Raw genomic sequence first — 16,977 nt, forward strand, 5'->3', positions numbered from 1 at the left:
TGTACACTTTTATATCGCAAAAATCATGCCATTAATTTGGAACGAAAACACGAAAAATAGACGGAAAATTATAAAAATTTTAATTAAATCTAGCTATTGTGAGATATAATGAATTAAATTCGTTTCAACTGATTCATAAATGGTTCGTTCTTTTCACTAATCTCTATCAATTTTGAACCACTTTTGGTTCGAAATTGATGCATGAATAGGAGGATTCACGTCATGTCCGACATTCCTGTCCAAATTGAAAACAAATATCTTTTAAAAATTCTCGATAGTCTTGAAAGTGGGATGAATATTGTTGACAAAAATGGAACGATTATGTGGATAAATCAAGCAGGTTGTAAGCTTTTCAACAAAAGCAAGGAAGATTTAATTGGCAGGAATATTTTCGTTCTGAAAAAAGAAGGTGCATTCACTCCATCCGTAATCGAAATGGCTTTACAAAATGGAAGTTCTGTAACCACTGTGCAAGAAATCACCGGTGGTAATAAGATGACAGTAACAGGGGACATTATTTTGGATGAGCAGGAAAACCCCCTTTATTTTGTAGCACATGGTCATGATATAAACAATTGGATGGATAATGTTTCTAAGCTAGAATGGGAAGAATTAGCCCCCGTATTGAAGCGGTATTTGCTAGAAATAAAAAAAATGAATACCCGGTATATTCTAATGCAAGAGGAACAGTCCTTTATTGGACATAGTAAAATACATAATTTGCTTGCTGAAATCCTGGAAAGAGTGGCAAGTGTGGATTCAACTGTGCTTATTAACGGAGAAACAGGCGTTGGAAAAAACGTAGTTGCGAAACGTATTCATGAATTGAGTGAACGAAACAGTCAACCCTTTGTCCACTTAAATTGTGCAGCAATTCCCGATACACTTCTCGAATCTGAATTGTTCGGCTACCATAAGGGAGCCTTTACAGGTGCGAATTCAAAAGGGAAAACAGGACTCGTCAAAACAGCCGAAAAAGGAACGCTTTTTTTGGATGAAATTAGTGAACTTCCGCTACATTTGCAGCCCAAGCTCCTTCAATTACTGCAGGACAAGACCTATATGCCTATTGGCGGTTCACAGTTAGTAAAGGCTGATATTCGCATTATTGCAGCAACAAACCGAAAAATCGAGGAAATGGTAAAAGAGGGAAAATTCCGGGCCGATCTATATTATCGCCTTCATGTTTTACCAGTAAACATTCCACCGCTACGCGAGCGACATGAAGATATTTTTCCACTACTCCATTTCTATTTGCAAAAGTATAACCAAATATTCAACCAGACACGTACCTTCTCGCAGCAAACGATAGATGTTTTTCAACGTTACCAGTGGCCAGGAAATATACGCGAGTTGGAAAACACTGTTGAGCAACTCGTTATTATGGCTAAAAAAGAAGAAATCTCGATTCATGATTTACCAGATCGCTTTCACTCAGTAAGCATGGAAAAAGAAGCTTTACAATCTCTGAAAAAAGGCAACAACTTAAGCGAGATTATCGAAAGTATGGAAAAAACAATTATTGAACAGGCAATGAAGGAAAATAAGACTACACGTAAAACGGCAAAAGTTCTTGGAATTACTCAAACTTCACTGATCCGTCGGTTAAAGAAATACAATATCCGTAATGAAAAAGAATAGCTTTTTTGTTGTAGGGGGATATTTGATGGCTATAAGGCAGTACCCCATGCCCACCAAATTAAGATTTTGAAGTCCGTCCAAAATTTCATCTTCCCTTTTCCTATTCAAATGACTATTTTGTTAAAGTATAATTGGTCCGATATGATAGATTACTTCTAAATATTCACAGTTACTCTTTGTAATTTAAAAAGAGGACCTGCTATTCGTAGCAAATCCTCTTTTGTTAACCTGAAACTTAATAACAAATGCTTTCTTCAAATTATTTTTGAATGAATTCCAACAAAAAGGATATTTCCATTTTACTTTCATTCGCTATCAAGCATATACAGTTTCATACGAAATCGATTAAAAAGTCGTACCATCCTTTTTAACCTACATTGGATAATAAGACTGTAATGGATAATAGGACTGTGATGGATAATACGATTGTAATGGGTAATAAGGCTGTAATGGGTAATAAGGCTGTAATGAGTAACATGATTGTGATGGGTAATAAGGCTGTAATGAATAACACGATTGTGATGGATTATGGATTCCCTGCATTTGCTGCGCTTGAAATGCTTGTTGCTGCGCTTGTATAGCATGATGAACAGCTTGAATAGTACTTTGTGCAGGCCCCTGCCCCCCTAAAGGACGAATTTGCTTCTCATTGTAAAAACAATTACGAAACATTCTTTATTCACCTCACTCCTGCAGATATTTTTGTCTTCCACCTTTCATACTATGAATATTGAATTAAGGTGGATAATACATGAAACATTACACCTTGTAATTCCTAAATCTCTTTCTTTCAATTATTTTAACTTAATCCAATTTCCCATCCCCCTCTATCCACTTCATTGTTTTTTCTACATCTAATTCCGTATAAGTCTTTTCGCCATAGCGAACTGATTCATACAACGAAATAATGTCTCTCGTTCTACATATTCGTTTTAACCATTGTTGCATCGTTTCATAGGACCTTCTCTGTTCATGAAATGGTAAAGTCCTTTCCCATTCAACTAACGCTTTCCTTATCGTATCTGTAGGTAGCGTCTGCTTTAACTGATGCATCACTTTCTCGTTTTTTTCGGTTCTTACCGTATATTCTTTCGTTACCGATTGTTTCTCCTGTTCTATTTCTGATTTCATTAACTTTTTCCTAACTGATTTATAAAGAAAATATGTAATTACCGCTGCAATAACTACATAAAAAACTACAGTAATCCATGAATTTGAAAGAAAAGAAAATACGTCTCCCCATGAATTTTCCTTTTTAAAACCTTTAAATTTTTTACCCGTTGGCGTCCTATCCCTATTTTCTCCTACTTTTGTATTTTCCAAAGGTCTTCCAGTGCCATAATCTTCATTATTTTCATTGTTTATTGTTTCCTTATAAATTTTTTTAGATTTCTTCTCACTAAAAAAACGCTCTTTTACTATGTCTTGTACATGCACCACACCTTGTGATAACGATATTGCACTAATCGTAAAAAAAAGTATGATTAAAGCTCTTACACTCCATAACTTCACTTTTATATGCCGCGCTTTATTAACCATGACATAAGCCCCTTCTTATTCTTTAATTACAATCCATTTATTCGTTCTACTATATTTCTTTGGTGAAGTACCAAGAATTAAAGGAACTGCATCCAGTTCCTTACGACGAAAGCCAGCAGTGTAAAAATAAGAAGATGATACAGGCGTATCTTGGTCCGATATTGAGGCAAGTATTTTTAATACATTCTGCAAATGTTTTCGATTATCGCCGTTCTTTATATGTAACAATCCATTATCTTTTACGCTATTGATCCATACTTCAAATGAACAGTTTTGCATGAGCAGTTGTTTGCTTATACCTGCGGTTAATTCAATAAGCTCTTCAATATCATTTCGTAAAGAAACGCCACTTTTATTTTGTAAATTGAGATAGATCGCATATTTATCAGATTGTGTTCGTTCATATTTTTTCGCAGTTATCGTTCCTGTTTTCGCTGTTGCACTCCAATGGATGGAACGAAAATCTTCATTTTCATAAGATTTTACGCCCATTACTTTCGTCTCATCATATAGCGGTGAAGACATCGCTTTTCGAAATCCCCGTGACCATTCTTGTAATTCAGGAACTTGCATTTTCGGAACGGCTGGTAAAACTAAATAGGACGGCGTATCAACTTGTTTATATGTTATATGGTTCGTTATGAATCCAAAGGGATCAGTAATAACAATTTCAACTTCTTCCCATTTCGCGATTCCTCTTTTTAAAGCTACAGCTTGCAAATCAAATGAAACTGACTCTCCTCCTTTTATATTGAAATTCATATAATAATTTGAACCTGTACTATGATTTTTGTTTAGTTCTTCATGATCCCAAGTTAGCTTATTTTCACATTTAAATCGAAATACAACATTAAAAATAGGGAAAATCGATTTGTTTGAAATTATTATTTTGCAAGTGTTCGTTTCACCAATAAAAACATTCGAATTCCCTTGATCGTATTCCCAGTAAATACGAGATACTTTCCGTATGTATACATGCGCAGCACCTATTAAAATTAAATACAAAAATACGAGAGATAAAAACAGTAGATTACTTGAAAATATACATAAAATAACGGCTACAACTGACATAACTCCTATTATGAAAGGCTCCGCTAAAGGTGTATACACAAGTTGTTGCTTCATCGTACATTCTCCACTGGCACATCGATCGTATGAAGAATTTCTTTAATAATTTGTTCTTTCGTCGTTTTCATTTCCCCTTCAATCGTCAGTGTTAAACGATGAGCACAAACGGATGTTGCTAGTAGCTTTATATCATCTGGTGTACAATAATCTCTTTCATTTAATATTGCTCGTGCTTGAATTGCTCTCATAAATGCCAATGTGCCTCTCGGGCTTACACCGATTTCAATTAACTCATGTTTACGAGTTGCTTCAATTATTTCAAGGAGATAATCTTGCACATCATCCCCTACTAACACTTCTCTTGCACGCTTTTGCATTATAATAATTTCTTCACTTGAAATAATAGAGTGTAATGTTTCTAATGGATCATTCATTTGAAACCGATTCATCATTTCCTTTTCAGCTTCTCTCGTAGGATAACCTTGGCGAATCGTAAGTAAAAATCGGTCTAATTGAGCATCAGGCAAAGGAAATGTACCAGCAGATTCAAGAGGATTTTGCGTTGCAATTACTAAAAAAAGTTCTGGTAATGAATGCGTTTGTTTCGCAATCGTAACAGTACGTTCTTCCATAACTTCGAGTAACGAAGATTGTGTTCTCGGTACAGCCCGATTAATTTCATCCACTAATACTATATTTGCAAAAATCGGTCCTAACCTCGTTTTAAAATCCGATTCCTTCACATCAAAATATTCAAGACCAATAACATCCCCAGGCAAAGTATCCGCTGTGAATTGTATTCTTTGAAATTTAGCGTCCACACTTTTTGCCAAACTTTTTGCTAATGTTGTTTTTCCCGTACCAGGTACATCTTCTAATAAAATATGTCCTCTTGCTATAAGAGCTATTGCAGTCAGCTCAATTGATTCATCTTTCCCTATAATAACCTTCGAAATATTGTTAGTGATTTTCTTTAATATGTTCATTTTTCACTACCACCTTCAAATATTTATAAAATTAAGAATATTTTTCCCGAATTATAGCACATTACGTTAGAAGTAAATATATTCCTATCAAAATAAAAAAGATGACCCCAGCAACACGCTAAAGTCATCTTTTTCTACCTTATTATTTTACTAACTCTCCACTATAAACTTTTACATCAAGCGGAGCAGTTAAAAATTGTGGTGCTTTGCTAACGAAAGATGTGAAGTGTTCACTCGTATTATGACTCGCAACTGCTGCTTCATCTTTCCATACTTCTACCATCGTATAAACACTTTCTTTTTCTGTATCTTTATTAAGATTATAAGATACATTTCCACTTTCTTCTCTTGAACCATGAAGAAGTGGCTGAATTTCCTCTAAAAATGATTGTTGTTTTGCTGGATCTACTTGAAATATTGCGTGAATAATAATCATGGTGTTTCCCCTCTCATATTCCACTTATTTCTTTAAAATTACTTCCACTCAGCAACTTTTTCAACTGGAAGACGTACTGATTGATAACCACTGTCAGCAGCTTTTCCGATTGAAATTAACATTACTGGTACGTGACGCTCTTTATCTAATCCGAATGCTTCTGCGATTTGGTCTTTTTCAAATCCACCAATTGGGCAAGTATCATAGCCGTGAGCACGAGCTGCTAGCATAAATTGCATTGCTACAAGACCACCGTCAATTAATACCGTATCTTTCATTACTTCTGGTGTAACCATAGAGAAGTAACCTGAAAGTTTTTTCATTTGATCTTCTTTTACTTCAGCTGGCATTAAACCACGCTCTACTGCTGTACCGTAAATTTCTTCTGCGTTATCAAAGTTGTTTAAGTCACCAAATACAGCGATCATTGCTGAAGATGTTTCTACTTGAGATTGATTGAATTTCGCAAGTGGCGCAAGTGTTGCTTTCGCTTCGTCACTTTCAATTACTAAAAATCTCCATGGTTGCATGTTCACTGAAGATGGCGCAAGTGTTGCTTCTGTAAGAATTTCTGTCATTTCTTTTTTGCTAATTTTCACTGAAGGATCGTACTTACGAATTGAACGGCGTCCTGTTAAAATTTCGTTAAAATCATTTGTTTTTAGTAAGTTTGTCATAGTTGTATTCTCCCTTTTTTATAATTCTTTTATGTTTTCTTGAATGCGATCTAACATCGTTAAAAGATTATCGCGTTCTTCTTCACTTAACCCTTTAAATGCAGATGCTGCGAAACGCTCTTTTTCCTCTTGAAACGCCTGAATTTTATTTCGTCCCTCTTCTGTAAGAGAAACTAACGTAATTCTGTTATCATCTGGATTTTTACGTCTTGTAATCATTCCGTTTGCTTCCAGCTGTTTTAAATGCCTCGTAATCGCAGCATTATCAATATTCACTTCTTGCTGAAGTGCTTTTTGACTAATTTCACCTACTTCATATAACTGAAGTATAAGCTCTAATCGAGACTGGCTCATACCGGTACACCCTTCAAACTTCGAACTTACTTCTTTATTTAGAAAGTGTAATTTATATAAAATTATCGCTTCTTTTGAGCATGAACTTGTCAAATTACCCCTCCTTTACATCCAATATAAAAACGTTTGATGTATCAATAGTTGATATGTCAATTAATATAATCTATATCGATTTAGAATGCAAGCATTTTGTTTTCATTTATATTTTTCCAAATTAAGGCGCCTTGTCGCGTTACAAAAAATGGGAATTACATTATAATAGTAATAATTTAAATGACTGGAGAGTGATTGTAATGCGGCAATACACAAATAGAAATGAGGAATTAAAAATGGAAAATGAAATGAGGATATTCACATATGACAACAATAAATATAGGGATTGTCGCGCACGTAGACGCTGGCAAGACGAGTTTGACTGAGCGTATTCTTTATGAAACGAATGTGATTAAAGAAATTGGCCGAGTTGATAGCGGAAGTACGCAAACTGACTCAATGGAATTAGAAAGACAGCGCGGAATTACGATTAAAGCATCTGCCGTTTCTTTCTTTATTGATGATTTAAAAGTAAATGTCATTGATACACCTGGACACGCTGATTTTATCGCTGAAGTGGAGCGATCATTCCGCGTTTTAGACGGTGCGATTTTAGTTATTTCTGCCGTTGAAGGCGTGCAAGCACAAACGAAGATTTTAATGCGAACACTACAGAAACTAAACATACCGACTGTTTTATTTGTTAATAAAATTGATCGTAGTGGCGCAAATACTGAAAAAGTTGTGAAACACATAAAAGAGATTCTTTCAAATGAAGCATGCCCCTTCTACTCTGTAAAAAACGAAGGAACAAAAGAAGCACGGATTATTGAATATAAATCATATGACGATTGTATGGAACTGTTAGCACCATATAACGAGTCATTGCTTGCATCATATGTAAATAACGAAATACTCCCGGACGCACTATTAAGAAAAGAACTAGAAAAACAAATACAACAAGCAAATGTTTATCCAATCTTTTTCGGTTCAGCAATGACAGGTATGGGCGTAACTGAACTACTTGAAAAACTTCCGGCCCTAATTCCAGTTAATAAACCGGCGCAAGATAAAACATTATCCGGTGTTGTTTTTAAAATTGAACGTGAACCTTCTGGCGAAAAGATTGCTTACGTAAGAGTTTTTTCAGGTAGTTTACACGTTAGAAAATATGTTGATATACAGCGTGGAGAGTCTCTATCACATAAAGAAAAGATTAAAAAAATGTGCATGTTTCATAATGGAGATACCGTTCACTCTTCTACTGTTCAAAGTGGAGAGTTTTGCAAAGTGTGGGGACTAAGTGATATAAAAATTGGTGATATTATCGGTGAACGGACGGATTATATAAAAGATATTCACTTTGCTGAACCGCAAATGGAAGCTGCAATTGATGTATTAGCAAAAGAGCGAATTCATGATTTATACGCTGCACTTATGGAACTATGCGAAGAAGATCCTCTCATTAAAGTGTGGAAAGACGATGTTCATAATGAACTATATATTCGTCTTTTCGGTGAAGTGCAAAAAGAAGTTATTGAAACAACACTTTATGAAAAATACCGTCTACAAGTTACCTTTTCAAACACGCGAGTTGTATGTATTGAAAAACCAATTGGCTTAGGTAATAGCGTTGAAGTAATGGGCGAAAAAACGAATCCATTTTACGCGACAATCGGTTTCAAAGTTGAACGGGGTGAACTTAGCTCTGGCATAACGTATAACTTAGGCGTTGAACTTGGATCATTACCTTTAGCGTTTCATAAAGCGATTGAAGATACAGTATTTCAAACGTTAAAACAGGGATTATACGGATGGGAAGTTACGGACATTTCAGTCACATTAACACATACTGATTATGCTAGTCCTGTTACAACAGCGAGTGACTTTAGAAACTTAACACCGCTCGTTTTAATGAATGCTTTAAAGCAAGCTGAAACATATGTGTTTGAACCATTAAACGAATTTGAATTAACTGTCCCAGAGCACACAATTAGTACTGCAATGTATAAACTAGCTGCCATTCCAGCAACTTTTGCAGAGCCTTTATTATATAATGACTCCTACCATTTAACAGGATCATTACCTGTTGCGAAAACGGAGAATTTTAAACGAATGCTCCATTCATTTACAGAAGGAGAAGGAATCTTCACAACGAAGCCAGCTGGTTTCACAAAGCTGAAGGCTCCCTTCCCTACTCGAAAACGTGTTGACTTTAATCCGCTGAATCGAAAGGATTATTTGCTTCATGTGTTGAAGGCTTATTAAATAAAAAAGAGGTGCAAATTGCACCTCTTTTTGCATGTATTGAAACTTAAATTAGTTTGTCCTAACAACTTCTCTAAGTTTTTCTATTACTTTTGCTATAGCTTCAATTGAATTCTCTGTTTCATATTCCCCAACATTTAAAGAATGGTTCGCATTCTTAACAACATCAATTCTTAAATTCGTTTTATGTAATTGATTAATTTGATCTACATTGTATTGGTGATCTTTATCCCCAATTACTATAAGCCCTTCGTGACGACTATGTAACATTGAATCAAAAATGGAATCAAGAGTTAGTAAAGGTGTCAATAATATCATTTTTGACTGTAAGTATTCCTCTCTCTTCATTAAATCATTTGCGATTGGAATTGTTCCAAGTGATTTTCCTAAAAACATTGAATTGCTATAGCGTCCATTTTTCAACACTTCATTCATTACAGGATCAATATCATCCATCATTATTTGCACTACTTCTTCCATTGGTTCATTCATTACCTGTTCATCGTAAGAATAGTGAATATGCACTACATCTATTTTATGTTCAAGCATTAACATCGTTGCATAATAAAATAACGGTTTATCATAATTGTAACCTGAACCTGAGAACATAAAGCAAACCGTACTAGAACCTTTTTCGATATGTGTGTAATGAATTACTTTGTCATTTATATGTACCTCTTTTTTAGTTCCCTTCACCCTTTTCTCCCTCCGAATACCTTTACTTTTGTAAAACGATATGTTCTGTATGAACTGCTATATCCTTTACTTTCTCTTTTATAAATGCTGGCTGTAAGTTATATGCATGTAATTCTTCTACTGGCACCCACTTAAACAAATACGTTCTACCCTCTTCTTCCAAAATATATTGATCCGCTCCATTTGCAGGCAATTCATGCAGATCTACTTCATAATAAAAACTAATCTCATGAAACTTTCGCTCAGAAAGTGTAAAGAAATTTTCTACTGACCATATTAATCTCTTCCCTTTAATAGGAACACCTAGTTCTTCTGCAAGCTCTCGTTTTAACGCATCTTCACTATTTTCTAGCATTTTCACTCTTCCGCCTGGTACGTACCAAAAATCTTCACCGTCACCTTGCTGAATAAGAATCTTATTACTCTGTTTACAAATTGCTCCGACTCGGTAATTAAAACATGTTTTCTCTACTTTAAACGTAAGATCCACTATTTTTTACCACCTTTATATAGTTTTGGATTAAGAGATAAAACAATTGTAATTGCAAGTATGTACAATAAAAAACTATTTTCACAAGCATTTTACCTAATTACACACTATTATTTATAAATTAAGATTACTAAATCCACTCATGTCTTTCGATATTTTTAGATAAAAAACACTATTCTAACTATTTATTCATTAGTTTTTGCTAACTAACTCGTTGTAATGAATAAAAATAATAATTTTCATCCCATAATAACAGGTTGAATATTCTTAATTTTTATATTGTTTCTTTTGTTTTTACCAATTAATATAAATATGTGGAATAAAAGTAGATATTTGGATATATCTACCGTATTAAATAACAAAATTGTTTCATGGGGGGAAATATGTGTTTACTAAATTGAAAATAGGAATGATTACTTCTCTTTTTGCTTTTACAACATTTACATCTGTGATTTCTGCTGAAGAGAAACCGAAAGATCAGCCAAAATGGGAAGAGTGGATAAAGGAAAATGCACAAAAGTTGAACGAACCAAATGCACAAACAAATGAAGATTTATCCTTTTTAAAAGAAAAAGCAAAGGATAAACGAATTGTTCTACTTGGTGAAAGTACACATGGGGCTAAAGAAATAAACCAATCAAAAGTACGTATGATTAAGTATTTACATGAAGAGATGGGATATGATGTTATTGCATTTGAAACAGGATTTGCGGAGGCAAATGCTGTAAATCAAAACCTCGATCAATTAACTGCTTTGCAGGCCATGAAAAAATCTTTATACGGTGTTTGGCATACTGAAGAAATTTTAGAGCTATTTCAATATATAAAAGATCAAAAAGAAAAAGGAACACCTCTTATATTAACAGGGTTTGATGCTCAATTCAGGTGGTATTCTTATTTCCCTGAGTTTGCAAAAGAATGGTTAGAAAAAATTAATCCTGAAATTGCTAATGATATAGAAATAGCTCATAAAGAATTACTCAATATAGAGGAGAAAATTGCACCTGTAGATAATAAGTACTCCTACGAACAATATAAAGCGGACGTTCAGCAAGTAATAGCGAAATATGAAAAAATTAAAGCGTTTGTTCAACAACATAAAACCGAATTAAATAAGATAGCTCCATCAAATACATACGATGTAAATCTATTAGAAAAGACTATCAGTATACGCATTGATACAATTAAAACACTCCAAGATGCTACTGTAAAAGAAAAAAACTTTATTTACCCAACAAACTTTAAACTTACAGATCTATCACTTTATATTCGAGATCAAAAGATGGGACAATCTTTAGCTTGGTTAAGTGATATTCAATACAAAAATAAAAAAATCATTGTATGGGGACATAACTATCATATCCGAAAACAAAATTCAAAAATGATACTCGATTGGACCAAATACGAACAATACAATTTTAAAGCGCCCAATATGATTGATTATTTACCTCAACAGATAAAAGATCAAATGTACACAATTGGCGTATATGCATATAGCGGAAATAGTTGGGATAGTACTGAACTTGATAAAATAGTCCCTATAGATACAGACCATGCTGAACAAAGTATCGAGAATATATTACGAACATCTCAAAACTCTAATGTATTTGTCAATTTGAAAGGAGAACGCAATCGTCCAGAAACATCTTGGATGTTTACTCCTACTACCGCAAGACACTGGGGTGATAAAGACTTTGAAGAAATTTTGAAGCCAATTGAACAATACGATGGCATACTATGGCTAGAACGTATTTCGCCATCACAATATAAGTAAGGAAAAGAGCACACTTTCGCTATGAATAAGTGTGCTCTTTTCTATTCATAATAATTACTATAGTTTAGAAATTAATAGAATATCTCCTAGAATAAAGCTATATACAATAAATTATACCACCCCTTAAAATCAAATCATTCTGAAAACACCCTTATTTACCCTTCGTTACACCACTTCTCTAATAATACTCTCTCCCTCTCACCTGAAATACCTGCTTTTAATCCCCTTTCTTCCATTTCTTTCATCCACTCATACACATCTGTAACAGTATCTTCTAATCTTCTAAAAGTAAGCCCTACTTTAACAGCATTCTCGACACTAATAGAAAATCCACCTTTCCATGGCTTCGTTTCACCTTCTAACGAAAAAGTTTCAGGAAGCCATAATGGCATCTCCGTCCATGGCTGTACTTTATTCTCATGCATAAATGATTCATCAACCCAAACGAATTCAGCATCACTATTCGTAACTTCTTTACACGTATTTAATAGTTCTTCCATCGCCAATGTATCATTCGGTCCTGTTACATTGAATGTACCTACTTTATTATGTTCTGCCATGTTTAGTCCAAAACTCGCAACATCCCTTATATCAACGAACTGCACTGGACGGTCTTTCCTTCCTGGAACTAACACTTTTCCACCCTTTGCTACGCGCTGAATCCAGTATGGAAGCCGATCTGTATAATCAAACATTCCCGAAAGAAGTCCTGCTCTTACATGTAAAACACGCCCTGGCCAATACTTCTCTGCTTCTTTTTCACATAACACTTTAAGCGCACCATAATGCTCATAAGGAGATATTTCACCATTCTCTACAGCCTTGATTTGATCAGCCGGTGGTTCAGGTTGTAATGTATAGTCTTCTTTTATGTGGTGGGGAATCCAGTCTTTATACACGGAAAGGCTTGAGATGAATATATAGTGTTTTATATTATCTTTTAATACTTCTCCTACAATTCTAATGTGATGCGGAGAAAATCCACATGTATCTATGACAACGTCCCATTTTCGATTTTCTAAACTTGATACATCGTCATTCCTGTCACCAATTAACTGCTCCACTTCAGGAAAAATTTCTTTATTTGTTCCACGGTTGAATAATGTAACTTCATGCCCTCTCTTTAAAGCCTCTTCTACAAATGCTCTTCCTAAAAAACGTGTACCACCTAGTATTAGAATTTTCATGGTTCTCCCCCATTCGCGATTAAAAATCCTTTCTAATGTTTAACGATTTTTTGTTGTGAAAAGTTACGGTGGATCTGTTGTTTTACTTTAATTTTAATTCTATAAGCAAAAAAGAGACCATTTTGAAAAATTAATCAAGATGGTTTCTAAATTAAAAAGTAATTATATTTTATATGTATCTTAATTAAATTGCTAACTCTCATTCTGTTCATTAATTCTTTAACTCCGCACAACTTCCCCATCAACAACGAAAAATAAGTCCGATGCAAAGGCATCGAACTTATTTTTTTAAGCTTGATAGCTAATAGGTTTGAATTAAAATTAATATGAAGTCCAGCCGCCGTCTACAGAAATCACTTGTCCGTTTACGAAACTAGCTTCGTCTGAGCCTAAGAAGATAGCCAGTTGTGCAACTTCTTCTGGTTGTCCAGCACGTGGATTAATTGCCATACCTAATGCCAGGCGGCTTGCACCAAATTCGCTCATATTTGTCATTGTAGAAGCAATGTTTGTTATGACTGCTCCAGGAGCGATACCGTTACAACGGATGTTGTTGTTAGCATACATAAAGACCGTGTTTTTTGTTAGGCCAACGACTGCATGTTTAGATGCTGTGTAAGCAGCACCAGCACGTGCACCGTATAATCCACCTGCAGAAATATTATTGACGATCGTACCATGTCCTTGTTCCAAGAATAGATTCACTGCAATACGCATTGTTTTCATTACAGATACTGTATTCACAGAGAAAACCTTCTCCCAGCGTTCGTCTGAAATTTCACCAACAGGCTCCATTCCATCCATGATACCTGCATTATTAACAAGAATATCTAATTTCCCGTAAGCTTGTTTTGTTTCATCGAAAAGGCGCTGAATATCTTCATCAGAGGTAACGTTTGTTTGAACTGCAATGGCCTCTGCACCTGTAGCTTTAATTCCTTGTACTACATGTTGAGCCCCTTCTAAGTTTAAGTCTGATACAACGACTTTTGCTCCTTCTTTTGCATAACCTTCTGCAATTGCTTTCCCCATGCCTGACGCAGCACCAGTGACAATTGCTACTTTACCTTTTAATCTCATCTGAAACGGCCCCCTTTATCTTTTATTGCACAGTTGTTCAATAAAAATTATAATAATATAAAAGAGCGCTTACAATGAGCAAAAAAGCGATAAATGTTCAATAATTAACACATCGTACGAAATGTGTCCAATAAGAGGTGAAAAAAATGATGCGTACAGATATGCGTATTGTGAAAACAAAAGAGGCGTTACATAACGCATTGTTAGAATTATTAAACGAAAAAACTTTAGAAGTCATCTCCATCTCAGAAGTTTGCAGAAAAGCAAAAATAAATCGTGGTACATTTTACTTGCATTATAAACAAGTAGAAGATTTATTTGAGGAGTATTTTAAAGAAATTACAGCAGATTTGACACGTTCTTATCAAGAACCTTATCGCTACGTATCAGTATTGAAAACTAGTAAATTAGATCCTTCTACAATTCGGATTTTTCATCATATCGAAAAATATAAAACTTTCTATAGAATTGTTTTTTCAAAAAAGGTTCCTTTAATGTACTATTATTTATTTTTCGAGGAAATAAAGCATTTGTTACTTCACGATAAAGAGGCTTTGCTTAAAGAAGGAGTGAACCATTCACTTTATTGTTCCTACCAAGCGAATGCGATTATTGGCATCATTATTGAGTGGTATCAAAATGATTTTTCTTATAATACAAGTTATTTAAATGATCAACTTGTTCAATTTTTAAATATAGGAGTAGACGGTTAATTTAAAACAAAGTTGTTTTATGGAATTTTTCATTCCGTCTATTTTCATTTCATATATAATTAAAATATCGGATATTCGATTAACAACTTATATATACTTAGGTAGGTGAAAAATATTAATAGAAACATAGTTTATCATTCTACATTATGTATTTATTGTCTCACATCGCTTGTATATATTATCTTACTGAACATAGAAAATGGTCGTAACTATTTAGGATTTACGATGGTTGTTCCGCTTTTAGCTGTTATTTTATATCAGAAATTATATAAGAAACAAAAAATAGTTCATACATTTGGAATTTCACGTCCCAAAATAAAAACACTCCTTTTCTCCATATTATTCCCACTACTTCTAGGACAATGTCTCCATTTTTATTTTTATATTTATGATATAAAGTTCTTATATAATCATTGGAATGAATTAGGATTTCTCTTGCTTGTTGGTCTTACAGTTGGATCTTTTTCTGCATTATTAGAGGAAATCATATGGCGTGGAAATTTTCATTACCATTTACGAAAAAAATATTCATTAACGCAAACAGCAATCATTACTGCATCGCTTTGGTCTTTATGGCATTTACCAGTAGCACTCTTTTATAAGAACTATGAGTTATGGATTGTAGGAATATTTAGCTATCTCTCGTTATTATTTATATTATCTATAATTTTGACCTATACGAGAGAGTATAGCCGTTCTGTAATAACACCTACAATTTTACATGGTATGTTTAATGTATTTTATTTAACAGATGGAGTGGCAACCAAGTGCAATATTAGCCTAATGGAATTAACTAAATTTATCTTGCTGGCAATTGTGTTTGGCATGATATACCTTATACATCGAAAAGTTAAAGAATAATTTACAATAACAGAAAAAGGTGTTTCAGCTTGCAGTTGAATGTACCTTAATTAACTCATAAGTACTTCAACACCTTGCAATTATTCAATAATCGTATAGGTGTTGAAGTTTTCTAATCTTAATTTAACGACTTCTTTCTCACAACACTTACTTCTATCATGGAGAACAAAACAAGTATAACTAAATCTTTTATTCTCATTTTCATAAAAATACACATCTTAATCTTTTAAATAAGGAAGGATACAGTCTTTAATTAAATTCCATCTATCCCCCGCTTCTGGTACAATTTCAGATGCAATCGCCACCACCAATTCCTTCTCCGGTATACAACAAACCACATTCCCACCATCACCCATTGCACAGTATGAAAAGATTCCATCTTCTTCTCGTAACCACCATAAGTAACCATATCGATTTGAATTCATCGCTATTGATTCTTGTACCCATGCTTTCGAAAGAATTTGCTTTCCATTATAAGTACCATTACTCAAATATAATTGGCCAAACTTCGCCATATCTCTAGCTGTTAGCGTAAGTCCCCAGCCGCCCGTCGAAATACCATTTGGATCGTGAACCCATCCTTTTACATCTTTTCCGAATAAGTCATCGAATTCAAATGCTTTCATATTGTAGTTTGGAATTTCTCTCATACTGATAGGCTGAAATAGGTGTTCGTTCGCAAACTCACGAGCACTTTTACCTGTTATGCTCGTAATGATTGCTGATAGTAAATGCGCTCCTGCGGACGAATATTTAAAAGGTCCAATTTCTCCTCCTTTTCCGATTCTATTGAGTGTATACTGCACCCAATCCTGTTGTGTACATAATTCTTCTAACGGTTCCTGCCAGTCTACAAAAGGATATGGCGCTGTCATTGTTAGAAGATGGCGTACTGTTACTTCAGATGCCTTAAGTTTATATTCAGGGAAAAACTCTATTACTTTTTGATCAACGCTCTTTATATATCTTTTATCTATACATATCCCAATTAGCGCAGAGATTATCGTTTTTGTAACTGACGCTACATGAAATGCATCATCTATACTGTAGCCGTTATAATAGCTCTCAAAAATAACATTACCTTTCTGCACCACTAACATTCCATTAACATTTTCATATTCTTCTTTTATAATCTGATCTAACTTTTCAGCAGTTTTCATTATTCCTTCCCCTT

17 protein-coding genes are annotated in these 16,977 nt (G+C 34.3%); 5 read left to right on the plus strand and 12 right to left on the minus strand.

Annotation, left to right across the window (positions count from 1 at the left end; all coding sequences use genetic code 11):
• Nucleotides 1–222: 222 nt before the first annotated feature.
• Nucleotides 223–1,641 (plus strand): sigma-54 interaction domain-containing protein, encoded by a 1,419-nt coding sequence (locus BAU27_RS29585; RefSeq protein ID WP_071772926.1) that lies wholly within the window; start codon nt 223–225, stop codon nt 1,639–1,641.
• Between the two features lie 372 nt (nt 1,642–2,013).
• Here the strand turns inward: BAU27_RS29585 and BAU27_RS29590 are convergent, their stop codons facing one another.
• The 7 genes from BAU27_RS29590 to BAU27_RS29620 all read right to left on the minus strand — a co-directional run bounded on the left by BAU27_RS29590 (nt 2,014) and on the right by BAU27_RS29620 (nt 6,794).
• The gene (locus BAU27_RS29590; protein ID WP_071772927.1) at nt 2,014–2,313 is read right to left on the minus strand and encodes a DUF3947 family protein; all 300 of its coding nucleotides are present in this window, start codon (nt 2,311–2,313) and stop codon (nt 2,014–2,016) included.
• Nucleotides 2,314–2,445: 132 nt separating this feature from the next.
• The gene (locus tag BAU27_RS29595) at nt 2,446–3,180 is read right to left on the minus strand and encodes a hypothetical protein (RefSeq protein ID WP_071772928.1); all 735 of its coding nucleotides are present in this window, start codon (nt 3,178–3,180) and stop codon (nt 2,446–2,448) included.
• 15 nt (nt 3,181–3,195) lie between these two features.
• A complete protein-coding gene (locus BAU27_RS29600; protein ID WP_071772929.1) occupies nt 3,196–4,305 on the minus strand; it encodes a DUF58 domain-containing protein in 1,110 nt (369 codons plus the stop codon).
• The gene (locus BAU27_RS29605; RefSeq protein WP_071772930.1) at nt 4,302–5,234 is read right to left on the minus strand and encodes an AAA family ATPase; all 933 of its coding nucleotides are present in this window, start codon (nt 5,232–5,234) and stop codon (nt 4,302–4,304) included. The genes BAU27_RS29600 and BAU27_RS29605 overlap by 4 nt, the downstream gene beginning before the upstream one ends.
• A 142-nt stretch (nt 5,235–5,376) precedes the next feature.
• Entirely contained in the window at nt 5,377–5,670 is a 294-nt protein-coding gene (locus tag BAU27_RS29610; protein WP_071772931.1) for a putative quinol monooxygenase, read from the minus strand.
• 38 nt (nt 5,671–5,708) lie between these two features.
• Nucleotides 5,709–6,347, minus strand: coding sequence for a nitroreductase family protein (locus tag BAU27_RS29615; protein WP_071772932.1), 639 nt, complete (start codon nt 6,345–6,347; stop codon nt 5,709–5,711).
• Nucleotides 6,348–6,365: 18 nt separating this feature from the next.
• Nucleotides 6,366–6,794: a MarR family winged helix-turn-helix transcriptional regulator gene (locus BAU27_RS29620; RefSeq protein ID WP_071772933.1), complete on the minus strand. Its 429-nt coding sequence runs from the start codon at nt 6,792–6,794 to the stop codon at nt 6,366–6,368.
• A 264-nt stretch (nt 6,795–7,058) separates the two neighbouring features.
• On the opposite strand from BAU27_RS29620, the gene BAU27_RS29630 reads away from it, so the two are divergent.
• Nucleotides 7,059–9,002, plus strand: coding sequence for an elongation factor G (locus BAU27_RS29630; protein ID WP_071772934.1), 1,944 nt, complete (start codon nt 7,059–7,061; stop codon nt 9,000–9,002).
• A gap of 51 nt (nt 9,003–9,053) precedes the next feature.
• Here BAU27_RS29630 and BAU27_RS29635 read toward each other — a convergent pair whose 3' ends face one another.
• Nucleotides 9,054–9,698: an alpha/beta family hydrolase gene (locus tag BAU27_RS29635; RefSeq protein WP_071772935.1), complete on the minus strand. Its 645-nt coding sequence runs from the start codon at nt 9,696–9,698 to the stop codon at nt 9,054–9,056.
• Nucleotides 9,699–9,720: 22 nt separating this feature from the next.
• Nucleotides 9,721–10,188 (minus strand): NUDIX hydrolase, encoded by a 468-nt coding sequence (locus tag BAU27_RS29640; protein WP_071772936.1) that lies wholly within the window; start codon nt 10,186–10,188, stop codon nt 9,721–9,723.
• 385 nt (nt 10,189–10,573) lie between these two features.
• Between BAU27_RS29640 and BAU27_RS29645 the strand changes: the two genes are divergently transcribed.
• The gene (locus tag BAU27_RS29645; protein ID WP_071772937.1) at nt 10,574–11,962 is read left to right on the plus strand and encodes an erythromycin esterase family protein; all 1,389 of its coding nucleotides are present in this window, start codon (nt 10,574–10,576) and stop codon (nt 11,960–11,962) included.
• 155 nt (nt 11,963–12,117) lie between these two features.
• Here the strand turns inward: BAU27_RS29645 and BAU27_RS29650 are convergent, their stop codons facing one another.
• Both BAU27_RS29650 and BAU27_RS29655 read right to left on the minus strand, forming a co-directional pair.
• Nucleotides 12,118–13,149 carry an SDR family oxidoreductase gene (locus BAU27_RS29650; RefSeq protein WP_071772938.1) on the minus strand — a complete coding sequence of 344 codons (1,032 nt, stop codon included), beginning with the start codon at nt 13,147–13,149 and terminating at the stop codon, nt 12,118–12,120.
• 321 nt (nt 13,150–13,470) lie between these two features.
• Nucleotides 13,471–14,229: an SDR family oxidoreductase gene (locus tag BAU27_RS29655; RefSeq protein WP_071772939.1), complete on the minus strand. Its 759-nt coding sequence runs from the start codon at nt 14,227–14,229 to the stop codon at nt 13,471–13,473.
• Between the two features lie 146 nt (nt 14,230–14,375).
• Here BAU27_RS29655 and BAU27_RS29660 point away from each other — a divergent pair, with 146 nt between their 5' ends.
• Nucleotides 14,376–14,942: a TetR/AcrR family transcriptional regulator gene (locus BAU27_RS29660; RefSeq protein ID WP_071772940.1), complete on the plus strand. Its 567-nt coding sequence runs from the start codon at nt 14,376–14,378 to the stop codon at nt 14,940–14,942.
• A gap of 105 nt (nt 14,943–15,047) precedes the next feature.
• On the plus strand, nt 15,048–15,803 hold the full coding sequence (locus BAU27_RS29665; protein ID WP_071772941.1) for a CPBP family intramembrane glutamic endopeptidase: 756 nt from the start codon (nt 15,048–15,050) through the stop codon (nt 15,801–15,803).
• Between the two features lie 218 nt (nt 15,804–16,021).
• Here the strand turns inward: BAU27_RS29665 and BAU27_RS29670 are convergent, their stop codons facing one another.
• Nucleotides 16,022–16,963, minus strand: a complete 942-nt coding sequence (locus tag BAU27_RS29670; protein WP_071772942.1) for a serine hydrolase domain-containing protein — start codon at nt 16,961–16,963, stop codon at nt 16,022–16,024.
• Nucleotides 16,964–16,977 lie beyond the last annotated feature (14 nt).

It is taken from the genome of Bacillus sp. NH11B (genome assembly GCF_001884205.1).
Lineage (GTDB): Bacteria > Bacillota > Bacilli > Bacillales > Bacillaceae_G > Bacillus_A > Bacillus_A proteolyticus.

What these genes read in the sequence shown, in the direction of transcription:
- BAU27_RS29585 (WP_071772926.1), top strand. Translation starts at nt 223, where the DNA reads ATGTCCGACATTCCTGTCCAAATTGAAAACAAATATCTTTTAAAAATT.
- BAU27_RS29590 (WP_071772927.1), bottom strand. Translation starts at nt 2,313, where the DNA reads ATGTTTCGTAATTGTTTTTACAATGAGAAGCAAATTCGTCCTTTAGGG.
- BAU27_RS29595 (WP_071772928.1), bottom strand. Translation starts at nt 3,180, where the DNA reads ATGGTTAATAAAGCGCGGCATATAAAAGTGAAGTTATGGAGTGTAAGA.
- BAU27_RS29600 (WP_071772929.1), bottom strand. Translation starts at nt 4,305, where the DNA reads ATGAAGCAACAACTTGTGTATACACCTTTAGCGGAGCCTTTCATAATA.
- BAU27_RS29605 (WP_071772930.1), bottom strand. Translation starts at nt 5,234, where the DNA reads ATGAACATATTAAAGAAAATCACTAACAATATTTCGAAGGTTATTATA.
- BAU27_RS29610 (WP_071772931.1), bottom strand. Translation starts at nt 5,670, where the DNA reads ATGATTATTATTCACGCAATATTTCAAGTAGATCCAGCAAAACAACAA.
- BAU27_RS29615 (WP_071772932.1), bottom strand. Translation starts at nt 6,347, where the DNA reads ATGACAAACTTACTAAAAACAAATGATTTTAACGAAATTTTAACAGGA.
- BAU27_RS29630 (WP_071772934.1), top strand. Translation starts at nt 7,059, where the DNA reads ATGACAACAATAAATATAGGGATTGTCGCGCACGTAGACGCTGGCAAG.
- BAU27_RS29650 (WP_071772938.1), bottom strand. Translation starts at nt 13,149, where the DNA reads ATGAAAATTCTAATACTAGGTGGTACACGTTTTTTAGGAAGAGCATTT.
- BAU27_RS29655 (WP_071772939.1), bottom strand. Translation starts at nt 14,229, where the DNA reads ATGAGATTAAAAGGTAAAGTAGCAATTGTCACTGGTGCTGCGTCAGGC.
- BAU27_RS29660 (WP_071772940.1), top strand. Translation starts at nt 14,376, where the DNA reads ATGATGCGTACAGATATGCGTATTGTGAAAACAAAAGAGGCGTTACAT.
- BAU27_RS29670 (WP_071772942.1), bottom strand. Translation starts at nt 16,963, where the DNA reads ATGAAAACTGCTGAAAAGTTAGATCAGATTATAAAAGAAGAATATGAA.